The organism is Curtobacterium sp. MCLR17_032 (assembly GCF_003234795.2).
GTDB lineage: Bacteria > Actinomycetota > Actinomycetes > Actinomycetales > Microbacteriaceae > Curtobacterium.
The window spans coordinates 692,687-706,166 of sequence record NZ_CP126268.1; the positions used below are offsets into that span (position 1 = coordinate 692,687).

Consider the following 13,480-nt stretch of genomic DNA (forward strand, 5'->3'; position numbering starts at 1 on the left):
TCCGTCAGCCGACCGTCTGCGTCAGCTGGCCGCCCGCGTCAGTCCGCCGCTCGCGTCAGGATCGCGTCGTGCGGGAGGAGCGCGTGCACACCCCAGGTGCGGTTCGCGACCTGGGTGACCCGCATGCTGACGGCGACGCTCGCCATGCCGAGTGCCTCGGCGCGTGTGATGTCGTACGTGCCGGCGATCCAGTCGACCATCCGGTCGAGCGCCGTCGTCGTGGCCGCGTTGAGGTCGGCGTCGAACCCGAACGTGATGCGTCCCGCCGGGGTGTCGGCGTGGATGCCGTCGACCGGGGCCTCGTCGAGCAGGGTCAGCGTCATGGTGGTCGTCATGCCGCACTCGACGGCGGTGCCGGAGACCTCGCCGTCGCCCTGGGCCGCGTGACCGTCACCGACCGAGAGCAGCGCCTCCGGGACGGTGACCGGCAGGTACAGGGTGGCGCCGGCGACGAGCTCCCGGCAGTCGATGTTGCCCCCGCCGAGCGGTCGCGGTGGGATCGTCGAGTGCTCACCCGTCGGCTGCGGCGGCAGTCCGACCAGGCCGAGGAACGGAGCGGTCCGCACACCGAGGCCGAGCTGGTTGTGCGCCGTGCCCGTGGTCGGGTCGACGTCCCAGAGCAGCGGGCCCCGCGTGGACGGGTCGGCCAGACCGAGGGCACGGTTCAGCGGGGTGTCCACGCCGCCCGAGCCGGTGTAACCCCAGTCGTCCGGCACCAGCTCGTCGAACCGGACCGCGAGCACCTGCCCGGGCCGGGCGCCGGTGACGGCGATCGGACCGAGCAGGCAGTGGCCGCGGCGGGAGGCGATGAGCGTCGGTGCCTCGGCTCCCGGCTCCGACAGCCGTTCGGTGTACCCGGCGGCGCTGAGGGTGTGGACCGTGACGGTGTCGCCCGGTTCGACGGTCAGCACCGGCGCTCGCTCGGCGGTGAGGACGTCGACGGCGGTGTCGGAGGTGGTCTCGATGCGGTGGTGGGTCACCGGCCGATCATCCCAGGCGCGGCTCCGGGCGGGTGGAGCCGGACGCCGGACGCGGCGCCGGACGCCGGTGTCAGTGGAACTGGGGGATCGTCATCCAGATGCCGTAGAGGACCGCCGCGACGCACAGCGCGAAGCAGACGCCCGCGCCCAGGTACGCGACCGGCGGCGTCGTGCCGGACCGCTGCGTCTCCTCGGAGTACTGCGTCTTCTCGCCCGCGGCATCAGCGGGCTGACCGGTGCCGAGCAGCCGCAGCCCCAGCGTGTAGAGCAGCACCACGCCGACGGCGGCGACGAAGCCGACCCCCGCGACGGTGCCGATGGCGGTGAAGTCGATGTCCATCGGTGTCCCTCTCAGTTCCCGGCGGCCACGGGCTCGCGCTCCGCGGCGCCCTCGTGGACGTCGTCCGCGCTGATCGGCTTGCGCCGGGCGAGGAAGTAGAACGTGAGTCCGCCGGCCAGGGCCAGCAGTGCCACGACGACCAGGCCGATCGACGAGGTCGAGGCCAGCCAGGTCGCGAGGCCGCCGACGACCGCGGCCGACGGCAGCGTGATGACCCACGCGATGACGATCTTGCCGACGACGCCCCAGTGGACGTCCGCCAGCTTCTTGCCGAGGCCCGAACCGATGACCGACCCGCTCGTCACGTGCGTGGTCGACAGCGCGAAGCCCAGGTGCGAGGAGACCAGGATCGTCGCGGCCGAACTGGTCTCCGCCGCGAAGCCCTGCGGGGACTGCACGTCCGAGATCTTCTTGCCGACGGTCTGCATGATGCGCCAGCCGCCCATGTAGGTGCCCAGGGCGATCGCGAGACCGCAGGCCAGGATCACCCAGAGCTCCGGACCGGTACCGGCGCCCTGGTAGCCCGCGGCGATCAGGGTCAGCGTGATGACGCCCATCGTCTTCTGCGCGTCGTTCGTGCCGTGCGCCAGGGACACCAGCGACGCGGAGATCGTCTGCCCGTGCCGGAAGCCCGTCGCGGCACCGTGCGTGGTTGCGTTCTTGGTCAGGCGGTAGGCGAAGTACGTCGCGACCAGGGCGATCACGCCCGCGATGACGGGGGAGAGCAGCGCCGGCAGCACGACCTTCGAGACCACCGTGGTCCAGTCGACCGAGTTCAGCCCGGCCCCGATGATCGACGCCCCGATCAGCCCGCCGAACAGCGCGTGCGTGGACGACGACGGCAGCCCGAAGTACCAGGTCGCCAGGTTCCAGAGCACCGCCCCGACCAGTCCCGCGAAGATCATCGTCGGCGAGATGTGGATGCCGTCCTGACCCTCGCGGATGATCCCCTGCGAGACGGTCTTCGCCACCTCGGTGGACAGGAACGCACCGACCAGGTTGAGCACGGCGGAGATGATGACGGCGGTGCGGGGCTTGAGGGCACCCGTGGCCACCGAGGTGGCCATGGCGTTCGCGGTGTCGTGGAACCCGTTCGTGAAGTCGAACACGAGGGCCACCACGATCACCAACACGACTGTGACGAGGACGTCCATGCGCGAGACGCTATGCCCCGGGGAGGCGACCCCGGGTGAACGCCGGGTGAACAGGTCCGGGGTCTGCCAGGATGCTGCCGTGCCCACGTTCTCCGCCGCCCGCGGCGACTCCTCGTTCGTCGACGCCCACGGTGTCGAGATCGTCTACTCGACCTGGCGTGCCGGCAAGCCGCGGGGCGTCGTGCAGATCGCCCACGGTGTCGGGGAGCACGGCCTCCGGTACGAGCCGCTCGCGCAGGACCTGGTCCGCGCCGGGTGGACCGTCCACGTCAATGACCACCGCGGGCACGGCCGCACCGGCCTGGCGCAGTGGGACGGCGACCACACCAAGCTCGGTCGTCTCGGGCCGGGCGGGCTCCGGGCAGCGATCGCCGCCGTCGAACAGATGACCGCGGTCGCGAAGGCCGACGACCCCGGCCTGCCCGTCGTGCTGCTCGGCCACTCGTGGGGCTCCCTGATGGCGCAGCGGATCGTGAACACGTCGTCCGAGCAGTACGCCGGCGTGGTCCTGTCGGGCAGTGCGCTCCGCGTCCCGGGGCTGATGAACGGCGGGGACCTCAACCGGCGGCACGCAGCGTCCGGCCCGACGAAGCACGAGTGGCTCACCCGGGACCGCGCCGTCATCGAGGCGATCGGGCTCGACCCGCTGGTCGTCGAGGCGGACGTCATCGGGCTGTTCGGTCTGCCCGACACCCTGCGGCTGCTCGGCCTGCCGCGCCGACGGATCCCGAACGACCTGCCGGTGCTGCTGCAGGTCGGCTCGGACGACTCCCTCGGCGGGCCCCGCTCGGTCGAGCTGCTCGCCCGCGCGTACCGGCGGCGTGGGCGGCTCTCCGACGTCACCGTGCAGGTCTACGACGGGGCGCGGCACGAGGTCTACAAGGAGACGAACCGGGACGAGGTGGTCGCCGACCTCGTCGCGTGGCTCGACCGGGCCGTCCCGCGGCGCTGAGTCCGTCCGACGGTGCGTCCGTCCGACGGTCGGACGGGAGGCCCGTGTCGGGCCCGCCACGGGCCTCCCGGAATAGGGTGGCGGCATGCACGGTGAGTACAAGGTCCCCGGGGGCAAGCTGGTCGTCGTCGACCTGGAGGTCGTCGACGGCAAGATCGACCAGTTCCGCCTGGCGGGTGACTTCTTCCTCGAGCCCGACGACGCGCTGCCGCTGATCGACCAGGCGGTCGACGGCCTGCGCGCCGACACGGACGCGGCCGGCATCGCCGCCGCCGTCCGGCACGCACTGCCCGAGGACGCCGTCCTGCTCGGCTTCACGCCCGAGTCCGTCGGGGTCGCGGTCCGCCGGGCGCTGTCGCGGGCCTCGTCGTGGCGGGACTACGAGTGGCAGGTCATCCACGAGGGGCCGATCAGCCCGAACGAGCACCTGGCGCTCGACCAGGTCCTCACCGAAGAGGTCGGGGCCGGACGCCGCGGGCCCACCCTGCGGATCTGGGAGTGGGACCAGCCGGCCGTCGTGATCGGGTCGTTCCAGTCGCTGAAGAACGAGGTCGACCCGGCCGGTGCCGAGAAGTACGGCGTGCAGGTCGTCCGCCGCATCTCCGGCGGCGGCGCGATGTTCATGGACGCCGGCGCGATCATCTCGTACTCGCTGTACGTGCCGACCGAACTCGTGCAGGGCATGACGTTCGCCGACTCGTACGCGTACCTGGACGAGTGGGTGATCGAGGCGCTGAAGTCCCTCGGCATCGATGCGTACTACCAGCCGCTCAACGACATCACCTCGACCAAGGGCAAGATCGGCGGCGCCGCGCAGAAACGCCTGGGCACCGGGTCGCTGCTGCACCACGCCACCATGAGCTACGACATGGACGGCGAGAAGATGGTCGAGGTCCTCCGGATCGGTCGCGAGAAGATGAGCGACAAGGGGACGACGAGCGCTGCGAAGCGGGTCGACCCGCTGCGGTCGCAGACCGGACTGAGCCGGGCGGAGATCATCGACCGGCTCGTCGGCACGTTCACGACGCTGTACGGCGCGACCGAGGGGCACGTGACGGACGCCGAACGGCAGAAGGCGCAGGAGCTCGTCGACACGAAGTTCGCGACGCGGGAGTGGCTCGAGCGCGTGCCCTGAGCGCGCGGGGCCGCCGGTGCGCGGCCTGCGGCTGGGGCCGGCTCGGCGCCGAGCCTCGCCCTGGCGGACACTATTCGGCGCCCGAGTGCGGCATTGTGTCCGCAGGGGCGAGCCTCGGTGCCTCGGCGCCGACCGGTGCCGTCCGTGCGGATCACGAGGATCAGCCGCGCGGCGGATGTCCTCCGCCGGACGGCCACGTAACGTCGCTGCCGTGAACTGGTTGATCTTCCTGGGGGCGGTGGCCGCTGCGGTCGTCGTGATGTGGATCGCCGACCGCGTGGGCTGGATCGACCTGTCGAACAAGTCCACACGCGGGGGCGGATCCGGTGGCGTCGTGTCGATGATGGACGAGGTGTTCGCGCCGACCCGACACGAGACGCAGGCCGAGTACGAGCGGCAGGCGCGCCTCCCGCGAGAGGCGCCGACGCCGTCACGCGACGACCACGACCTGCTCAGCGGCACCGTGCTCATCCGGGTGCCGTCGGCGCGGGCCGGCAGCGGCGCACACCGGGCCGGCACGCACGACCGCTCGTACTGAGACCTCGCGCGACCCGCCGGGCGTCGCCGGCGGAGGCCGTCGGGCTCGCTGCCGACGCTGCTCAGCGCGTGAGCAGGTCCTGGTGGTCCGGGTGCCGGTCCAGCCACGCTGCGACGTAGCTGCACCCGGCGACGACCCGGCGGTCCGAGTTCGCCCGCACGTCGTCCAGGGCGTGCTCGACGAGGATCGAGGCGTGCCCGCCACCCCGGTGTTCCGGGTCGACCTCGGTGTGCACGAAGTGGATCGCGTCGCCGTCGATCTCGTACGCGGCGAGGCCGATGACGGTGCCGTCCTCGACGAGGGAGTACTGGTTCTGGTCGGTGTCGTTGCGGACTTCGAGACTCATCCTCCGGACGCTACGCCGGACACCTCCCGCAACACGCAACGTGGGCGGCTGCACACCGCGGAGTACCGCTGCGTGCAACCGCCCACGTTGCGTTCCGCGAAGGGCTAACCGGCCGTGTGCCGACCGTGCGGGTGCTCGTCGGCCGGCGGTTCGGTGTCGCCGGCGGCGTGGGCGCCGTGCTGCGTCCGGATCGCACCGGTCGCCGCGGGAGGCTCGTCCACCGGTGTCGACGACGAGTGCGCTCCGTGGGTGGACGCGTGGGGCAGGGGTGCCCGGGTGTCGTCCGTCGACGTCGCGCTGGTGGTCGACGTCGCACTCGTGGTCGTCGTCGGCAGGACCGAGACCGTCGAGCCACCAGCCGATCGGGCCGAGCGCGGCTGCGCGGGCACGTCCGGCGAGGTCGGCACGATCGACATCGACCCGGTGTCCGGCGAGACGAGCGAGCCGGAGCCGGCCGCTGCCTGCTGGGCGTCGACGGTCAGACGGTCGTCGTCGGCGGTCTTCCGCGCGGCGTCGGCCTGCTCCTGCAGCGCCGAGGTCTTGCGGAGCGGCGGCACCTTGAAGAACCAGGTGAGGACGAATGCCAGCAGGATGACCGCGAGGCCGACCCAGTAGACCGTGACCGCCGAGTCGCTGAACCCGACCAGGAACGGACGGCTCAGACGCTTGTCGGAACCGTTGAGGAACGACGTGTCGTTGGTGGACGACGTGCTCGTCGAGGTGCCGCCCTTGCCGTCACGCAGCTGGTCGACGAGCTTCGGTGCGACCGTGTCGACGATGTTGCTGCGCTGCGAGGCGTTCGAGTAGTCGACCTGCAGGGTGCCGTCGACGACGTCCGCCCCGACCTTGGCGGCCGCGGTCTGCAGTGCCTTCTGCTCGGCGTCGCCCTTCGCGTCGGCGACCTGCTGGGCGATGACCGTGTCGGCGGCCGCGGCGGGGATGGTGCCCGCGTCGACCTGCTGCTGCACGGCGGCGGTCACCTGCTTCGTCACGGCCTGGTCGGCTGCCTGCTTCGCCTGCACGGCACCCTGGTCGAGGCCGTCCTGGACGTTCTTCTTGATCGGGGTGACGATCGGGTCCCAGATCTGGTTCATCACGCCCTTGTTCGCCTCGGCGTTCGCCACCGCGGGGTTCAAGGCGGCGTTCAGGGCGCTCTTCAGGTCGGACTCGTTCTGCAGCGCACCGGTGATGTTCGTCGGCATCAGGCTGAACAGCACCGACAGCAGCACCGCGGTGCCCATCGTGCCGCCGATCTGGCGGAAGAACGTGGCGGCACTGGTGGCGACGCCGATGTCCCGCGGCGAGACGGAGTTCTGCGCGGCGAGGGTCAGCGTCTGCATGAGCTGACCGAGGCCGAGACCGATGAGGAACATGCCGGTCATCAGGAACCAGAGCGGGCGGTCCGCAGTGAGGAAGGTCAGGACCGTGTAACCGACGGCGGTGAAGGCCGTACCGGTGACCGGGAAGATCCGGTACTTGCCGGTGCGGGACACGATCTGACCGGACGCGATCGACGAGATCATCAGGCCGAGGACCATCGGGAGCATCGCGAACCCGGACTCGGTCGGCGTCACGCCCTTGACGATCTGCAGGTACAGCGGGATGGTCAGCATCGCGCCGAACATGCCGAAGCCGATGAGCACCGACAGTACGGCCGCCATCGAGAACACGTGCGAGCTGAAGAGCTTCAGCGGCAGGATCGCGTCGTCGCCCATCGCCCGCTCGACGATGACGAACGCGATCAGCCCGAGCGCACCCACCCCGTAGCAGGCCAGGGCACCGGGGGAGCCCCAACCCCACTCACGACCCTGCTCGGCGATGAGGAGCAGCGGCACGAGCGTCACGATGACGAGGGACGCCCCCCACCAGTCGATGCGGGGCTTGCGGCGCTCGCCGTACTTCGGCAGGTGCAGGAAGGTCAGCACCATGAACAGCGCGATGATGCCGATCGGGACGTTGATCAGGAAGACCCAGCGCCATCCGGAGATGAAGAGGAGCTCGTTCGCGCCGGCGAAGACACCGCCGACGAGCGGGCCGATGACGGACGAGATGCCGAACACGGCCAGGAAGTAGCCCTGGTACTTGGCACGCTCACGCGGCGCGAGCATGTCGCCCATGATCGCGAGCGGCAGGGACATCAGGCCACCCGCGCCGAGACCCTGCAGGGCACGGAACCCGGCGAGCATGAGCATCGACGTCGAGAACGACGCGGCGAGCGAGCCGAGGATGAAGATCGCGATCGCCGTGATGAACAGCGGGCGTCGACCGAAGAGGTCGGACAGCTTGCCGTAGATGGGCGTCGTGATCGTCGAGGCGATGAGGTACCCGGTGGTGACCCACGCCTGCTGGTCGAGACCGTGCAGGTCGTCGCCGATGGTCCGGATCGCCGTGCCCACGATCGTCTGGTCGAGGGCGCCCAGGAACATACCGGCCATCAGGCCGTAGATCACGAGCAGGATCTGGCGGTGGTTCATCACGACGTTCGACGACGTCGTGGGGGCCGCGGGTGCGGTCGCGGTCTGTGTCATGTGCGGGACTCCCGAAGATTTTGCGCTGCGTGCAAAGTTACAACTCGGGCAACGGCAGCGCGCACCGGGAACGCGTTCCTGTGGAGATCGGCAGCCGTCCACAGCGTGATGTGGGGCAGACCTCCGGGGTGACCAGCGGGGACCCGTCAGGCGACGGCTTGCTCCAGGGCCTCTTGGAACCGCTCGTCGACCTCGATGCGGAGTTCGCCGGTCTCGGGGTCGAACGACGAGACGGTGGACACCTGGTCGTGGCGGGAGAACAGCAGGTGCGGGCTGAGGAGCCCACCGGGTAGCCCGGCGTCCTCGTCGCCGAGGATCCGCACGAGCAGGCCGGCGAGTGTCTGGATCGCCTGCAGGCTGTCGGCGTCGCGGATCGGGACGGCGAGCAGCAGGTGCCGGTGCGGGACGGCGAACACGGTGCCGAACGGGGCGGCACCGAACAGGGCGGGCAGGTTGACGGCCTTCGACGCGGTGAACAGCGACTCGCCCTCGACGAGGTGCACGCCCGGCGCGAGCTCGGCGTTCGCGTCCACCGGTTCGGCGTCCGTGTTGAAGCGGGCCATCGCCCAGAGTTCGTCCGCACCGATCGCGAGCTTCGGCAGCGTCTGCGTCGCCAGGGTGCTCACCATCGTCGGGTAGTCGACGCAGAGCCCGAGGACGAGCCCCGGGGCGAACGGTCGCGCGTACGTCAGGTCGGTCGGGTCGGAGCCGTCCTCCGCGAGCAGACGGAGCCGGACGCGGTCCCGCAGCTCGTCGGCGCTGAGCTCTTCGGGCGTCGGCTCACGGTGCGCCTGCAGCATCCGGTCGAAGTGGGCCCGGACGATGGCCGTCCGTCGCTCGTCGTTCTCGCCGCGGACCTGGGCGGCGAGGTTCGCGAGCAGGTAGACCTGCCCGTCCGCCCCGAGCAGACGCACGTGTGCGGGGTCGTCGCCCGGCCCGTCCACCGTCGTCTCGACACCGCGCTCCGCCAGCGTGCGCTGCGCGAGCACGACGAGGGGCAGCGGCTCCGCCACCGGCTTCTTCCGTCCGAACAACGCCATGCTGCTCAGCCTTCCACGGAACCGAGCGCCTGTCAGGACCCGAGGGCGGCGTCGACGATCTCCTTGGCTTCGCGCTGGACCTGCTCGAGGTGCTCCTGCCCGACGAAGCTCTCGGCGTAGATCTTGTAGACGTCCTCGGTACCGGAGGGGCGAGCGGCGAACCAGGCCTTGTCCGTGACGACCTTGACACCACCGACGGCGGCGTCGTTGCCCGGCGCCTTCGACAGCTTCGCGGTGATCGGGTCGCCCGCCAGGGTCTCGGCGGTGATGGCGTCGCCGTCGAGCTTGGACAGGCGGGCCTTCTGCTCCTTGCTGGCGGCGGCGTCGACGCGCTGGTACACCGGGTCGCCGAAGCGCTCGGTGAGTTCGGCGTACAGCTGCGACGGCGTCTTGCCCGTGACGGCGACGATCTCGGACGCCAGGAGCGCCAGGATGATGCCGTCCTTGTCGGTCGTCCACGCGGTGCCGTCCATGCGCAGGAACGACGCACCCGCGGACTCTTCACCGCCGAAGGCCACCGAGCCGTCGATCAGCCCGGGGACGAACCACTTGAAGCCGACCGGGACCTCCCACAGACGACGGCCCAGGGACTCGGCGACGCGGTCGATGATGCTCGACGACACCAGGGTCTTGCCGATCGCGGCGTCGTCGCGCCACTGCGGACGGTGCGCGTAGAGGTACTCGATCGCGACGGCGAGGTAGTGGTTCGGGTTCATCAGACCGCCGTCGGGCGTGACGATGCCGTGCCGGTCGGAGTCGGCGTCGTTGCCCGTCAGGACGTCGAAGTCGTCCTTGCGGGCCACGACCGACGCCATCGCCGAGGGGCTCGACGGGTCCATCCGGATCTTGCCGTCCCAGTCGAGCGTCATGAACGACCAGGTCGGGTCGACGTCCGGGTTCACGACGGTGAGGTCCAGGCCGTAGTGGTCGCGGATGAGGTTCCAGTACGGCAGCGAGGCGCCACCGAGCGGGTCGGCGCCGATCTTCACGCCGGCGCGCTTGATCGCGGCGATGTCGATGATGTTCTCGAGGTCGGCGACGTAGTTGTGCAGGAAGTCGTAGCCGTCGTGGGTGGCGTGTTCGGCGCGCCGCACCTCGGCGTTGCCGCCGGCGATGATCGCGTTGGCACGGTCGGCGATCCACGAGGTGGCGTCACTGTCGGCGGGGCCGCCGTGCGGGGGGTTGTACTTGAAGCCGCCGTCGCGGGGCGGGTTGTGGCTCGGGGTGATGACGATTCCGTCGGCGGTGTCGTCGTGTCCGGCCGTGTTGTAGGCGATGATCGCGTGGCTCAGCGCCGGCGTCGGGACGTACCCGTTGTCGGCGTCGGCGAGGACGTGCACGCCGTTGGCGGCCAGGACCTCGAGCGCGGTGCGTTCGGCCGGTCCGGACAGCGCGTGGGTGTCGCGGCCGATGAAGAGCGGGCCGTCGGTGCCCTGCGCGGTGCGGTACTCCACGATCGCCTGCGTGATGGCGGCGATGTGCGTGTCGTTGAACGCACTGTCGAGCGAGGAGCCGCGGTGCCCCGAGGTGCCGAACACGACCTTCTGCTCGGGGTTCGTGACGTCCGGGACCCGGTCGTAGTACGCCGCGGTGAGCGCATCGAGGTCGACGAGGTCGTCTGCGGTCGCTGGGGTTCCGGCACGGTCGCTCATGACCCCATCCTGGCATCGCCGTGGTGGATGCGCCCACGGTTGTGGAGAACTGTGCGGAGCCGTTGCGGGGAACCACGCGGGGGACTGCCGGGACGAACGCGAGCGGCCGCCTTCCTCGGGCTGGGGGGAAGCCGAGGAGTGCGACCGCTCGCGGTCTGGCTGCTCGCCGCGCAGGCGAGCCGTTCTGGGGGCGGGCCGAGGCGACCTGCCGACGGGGGCTGAGCCTCCCGAAGGGGGGCTGAGCCTCCCGACGGGTTCAGGCCGTGCGGAACGACCCGGTCGCGGTGCGGACGGACCCGGTGACGGTCCGTGTGCTCGAGGTCGCCGTGCTCGGACGACGGAACTCGGTGTCGACGAACCGACCCACGTGTCCGGCGGGGACGCCCGTGTAGGTGCCGATCGCCGCGTCGACGCGCATCGCACGGCCGGTCGAGGCGTAGGTGCCGAGCTCGTCGTGCTGACGGAGTCCGCTGACGAAGGTCCCGCCGAGGGGGAAGGTGCTCATGGTGCTCTCCTCGCTGTCGTGCCGGGGTGCCGCGACCATCGAGCCGATGGGTCCGCGACACCATCGACTGCTGCGCACCACTCTACGTCGTTCTCTTGCATGATGCAAAAGAAGACGGGAGTCAGGCGATGAGCTCGCAGAAGTGCCGGCCGCCGTCGGTCCAGCTCTGCCGGGCGGTGAGCCCGGCCGTGGTGGCGTGGGCATGCAGTGCAGTGAGCCCGACCTCGGCCCACGGGAACGCGGAGCTCGCGTGGCCGTCGGCGTCCGTCACGGTGGCGACGTAGGTGCGGTCGGCGTCGGCGTCGCGGTTCGTCTCGACGACGACACGGCCGCCGTCCCGGACGATCTCGGCAGCACGGGCGAGCAAGGCGACCGGGTCGCCGCCGATGCCGATGTTGCCGTCGATGATGAGCGCGGTGTCCCAGTGGCCCTCGTCCGGAACCGGCTCGAAGACCGATCCCTGGACCGCCCGACCGCCGGAGCGGGTGGCGATCGCGACCGCTTCGGCCGAGACGTCGACACCGAGTGCCGGCAGCCCCATCCGCAGTGCCGCGACGAGCATGCGCCCCGGCCCGCAGCCGAGGTCGATGACCGGACCGTCGGCGCCCTCGAGCAGGGACCGGTCGACCCGGTCCGCCGCCGCGCTCCAGCGTCCGACGTCCATCGTGACGACCTCGCCCGGACGCTCGGCGTCAGTGAGACGGAGTCGGCCGTCCGAGCGCAGGGCCCGTGCGTACGGTTCGTCGCCGCCGGCCCCGAAGGCCTGCAGGGTGCTCGTCGTGTCGGTCATCGGACACCTCCGGTGGTCGTCGTGGTCTCGTCGGCCAGGGCCGCCGCGAACCGTGTGGTGGGGGCGAGGGCTGCGACGCGCTCGGCGTCCGGCAGCGTGTCGACGTCGAGCAGTTCGGTCAGGAGGCCCGTGTCCAGCCCGGCGGTCCGCAAGCGTTCGAGTTGCACGGCCCCGGTGTCGTCCTGCGACATCGGGACGCCACGGATCAGGTCGCCGGTCGGCTCGCGCATGAACAGCGACCAGAAGCCGCCGTCTTCCGCCGGACCGAACCACGCGTCACGCTCGGCGCTGTCGAACACGGGGGCGAGGGCGTCGACCGAGACCTGCGGGGTGTCCATGCCGACCAGCAGCAGGGGCTCCTGCACGGTGTCGAACAGGAAGCCCAGGCGCTCGTCGAGTCCGCCGCCGGGCTGGTGCAGGACGTCGAAGCCGTCCGCGCCGTCGGGCAGGACGTCGCCGTCGTAGAAGAGGACCCGGCGTGCTGCCGGCAGCGCCGACACCGTGGCGAGCGTGTCCGCGAGGCTGGCGGCGGCGACCCTGGCAGCACCCTCAGGGGTCAGGGCCGGGGTCAGGCGTGTCTTCACCTTGCCGGGCAGGCACTCCTTGGCGACGACGGCCACCGTGATGCCGGTCACGAGCGCACCTCGGCGGTGGTGGGTTCCGCAGCCGCGGAGGTGGCGGCGACCCGCTGGCGGACCGACACGGGCGCGACGGTCCGGGTGCGGGCCTCCCGTCGGTAGGCGCGGAGCAGACGTGACATGTCCTTGACGGCGTTGACGGTGCCGCGGAGCGTGCCGGTGACCTTGCTGTCGCCGATGCGCTGCGCGTAGCCGATGTCCGACTCGTCGACGCGCCAGCCGGCGGCGTGTGCAGCGAGGACCATCTCGAGCGGGTAGCCGCTGCGGCGGTCGCGGAGGTCGAGGGCGACGAGGTCCTCGCGACGCATCACGCGCATCGGGCCGAGGTCGGTCAGGCGGTAGCCGGTCGCGCGGCGCATCAGGACGGCGAGGACGCGGTTCGCGAAGCGTGCGTGCGGTGCCCAGGCCCCGCGGCTGGTGGGGACGCGGCGGCCGAGGGCCAGGTCGACCCGGCCGTCCGCGACACGCTGGACGAGGGCGGGGAGCTCGGCCGGGTCCATCGACGCGTCGGCGTCGCAGAAGGCCACGTAGTCCGCGGTCGCGGCGGCGACACCGGCGGCACAGGCCGACCCGAAGCCGCGGACCGGCTCGGTGACCACGAGGGCGCCGTGCGCACGGGCGACGTCGGCCGAACCGTCGGTGGAGCCGTTGTCGACGACCACGGCCCGGTACCCCTCGGGCAGGCGGCCGATGACGGACGGCAGCGCGTCCGCCTCGTCGAGGCAGGGGAGGATCACGTCGACGCTCATGGAGACCATTCGGTGCGGGTGCTCCGAGCGATGGGTCGCGGTGGTCGCCTCGTCAGTCGGGCGCGTCGGTTCCGGCCCGACGGCGTCCGCTGCGGGGTGTTGTGTCATGCACCCAACACAACACGAGGTTGCT

Annotated in this window: 14 protein-coding genes; 3 read left to right on the forward strand and 11 right to left on the reverse strand. The window is 71.2% G+C overall.

Features of this window, described 5'->3' with window-relative positions:
- Positions 1 to 38: 38 nt before the first annotated feature.
- From DEI97_RS03320 to DEI97_RS03330, 3 genes are all read right to left on the reverse strand, one after another.
- Positions 39 to 980, reverse strand: a complete 942-nt coding sequence (locus DEI97_RS03320) for an acetamidase/formamidase family protein (RefSeq protein WP_111074948.1) — start codon at positions 978 to 980, stop codon at positions 39 to 41.
- A gap of 70 nt (positions 981 to 1,050) precedes the next feature.
- Positions 1,051 to 1,320 (reverse strand): hypothetical protein, encoded by a 270-nt coding sequence (locus tag DEI97_RS03325; protein WP_111074949.1) that lies wholly within the window; start codon positions 1,318 to 1,320, stop codon positions 1,051 to 1,053.
- A gap of 11 nt (positions 1,321 to 1,331) precedes the next feature.
- Positions 1,332 to 2,474, reverse strand: coding sequence for an inorganic phosphate transporter (locus DEI97_RS03330; protein ID WP_111074950.1), 1,143 nt, complete (start codon positions 2,472 to 2,474; stop codon positions 1,332 to 1,334).
- A 79-nt stretch (positions 2,475 to 2,553) separates the two neighbouring features.
- Between DEI97_RS03330 and DEI97_RS03335 the strand changes: the two genes are divergently transcribed.
- From DEI97_RS03335 to DEI97_RS03345, 3 genes are all read left to right on the forward strand, one after another.
- Entirely contained in the window at positions 2,554 to 3,426 is an 873-nt protein-coding gene (locus DEI97_RS03335; protein WP_258376709.1) for an alpha/beta hydrolase, read from the forward strand.
- A gap of 85 nt (positions 3,427 to 3,511) precedes the next feature.
- The gene (lplAB, locus tag DEI97_RS03340) at positions 3,512 to 4,561 is read left to right on the forward strand and encodes a lipoate-protein ligase LplAB (RefSeq protein WP_111074952.1); all 1,050 of its coding nucleotides are present in this window, start codon (positions 3,512 to 3,514) and stop codon (positions 4,559 to 4,561) included.
- Positions 4,562 to 4,772: 211 nt separating this feature from the next.
- Positions 4,773 to 5,099 carry a hypothetical protein gene (locus tag DEI97_RS03345; RefSeq protein WP_111074953.1) on the forward strand — a complete coding sequence of 109 codons (327 nt, stop codon included), beginning with the start codon at positions 4,773 to 4,775 and terminating at the stop codon, positions 5,097 to 5,099.
- Between the two features lie 61 nt (positions 5,100 to 5,160).
- Here DEI97_RS03345 and DEI97_RS03350 read toward each other — a convergent pair whose 3' ends face one another.
- From DEI97_RS03350 to DEI97_RS03385, 8 genes are all read right to left on the reverse strand, one after another.
- Positions 5,161 to 5,445 carry a GNAT family N-acetyltransferase gene (locus DEI97_RS03350; protein WP_111074954.1) on the reverse strand — a complete coding sequence of 95 codons (285 nt, stop codon included), beginning with the start codon at positions 5,443 to 5,445 and terminating at the stop codon, positions 5,161 to 5,163.
- Between the two features lie 104 nt (positions 5,446 to 5,549).
- Positions 5,550 to 7,973 carry an MDR family MFS transporter gene (locus DEI97_RS03355; RefSeq protein ID WP_111074955.1) on the reverse strand — a complete coding sequence of 808 codons (2,424 nt, stop codon included), beginning with the start codon at positions 7,971 to 7,973 and terminating at the stop codon, positions 5,550 to 5,552.
- Between the two features lie 146 nt (positions 7,974 to 8,119).
- The gene (locus tag DEI97_RS03360) at positions 8,120 to 9,013 is read right to left on the reverse strand and encodes a hypothetical protein (protein WP_111074956.1); all 894 of its coding nucleotides are present in this window, start codon (positions 9,011 to 9,013) and stop codon (positions 8,120 to 8,122) included.
- Positions 9,014 to 9,045: 32 nt separating this feature from the next.
- Positions 9,046 to 10,665 (reverse strand): phosphoglucomutase (alpha-D-glucose-1,6-bisphosphate-dependent), encoded by a 1,620-nt coding sequence (gene pgm, locus DEI97_RS03365; RefSeq protein WP_111074957.1) that lies wholly within the window; start codon positions 10,663 to 10,665, stop codon positions 9,046 to 9,048.
- 256 nt (positions 10,666 to 10,921) lie between these two features.
- Positions 10,922 to 11,170 carry a hypothetical protein gene (locus DEI97_RS03370; RefSeq protein WP_146248145.1) on the reverse strand — a complete coding sequence of 83 codons (249 nt, stop codon included), beginning with the start codon at positions 11,168 to 11,170 and terminating at the stop codon, positions 10,922 to 10,924.
- A gap of 121 nt (positions 11,171 to 11,291) precedes the next feature.
- Positions 11,292 to 11,960 (reverse strand): class I SAM-dependent methyltransferase, encoded by a 669-nt coding sequence (locus DEI97_RS03375; RefSeq protein ID WP_111074959.1) that lies wholly within the window; start codon positions 11,958 to 11,960, stop codon positions 11,292 to 11,294.
- Positions 11,957 to 12,595 carry a TIGR04282 family arsenosugar biosynthesis glycosyltransferase gene (locus tag DEI97_RS03380; protein ID WP_181439250.1) on the reverse strand — a complete coding sequence of 213 codons (639 nt, stop codon included), beginning with the start codon at positions 12,593 to 12,595 and terminating at the stop codon, positions 11,957 to 11,959. Before DEI97_RS03380 ends, DEI97_RS03375 begins: the two co-directional genes overlap by 4 nt.
- A complete protein-coding gene (locus DEI97_RS03385; RefSeq protein WP_308118890.1) occupies positions 12,592 to 13,347 on the reverse strand; it encodes a glycosyltransferase family 2 protein in 756 nt (251 codons plus the stop codon). Before DEI97_RS03385 ends, DEI97_RS03380 begins: the two co-directional genes overlap by 4 nt.
- Between the last annotated feature and the right edge of the window lie 133 nt (positions 13,348 to 13,480).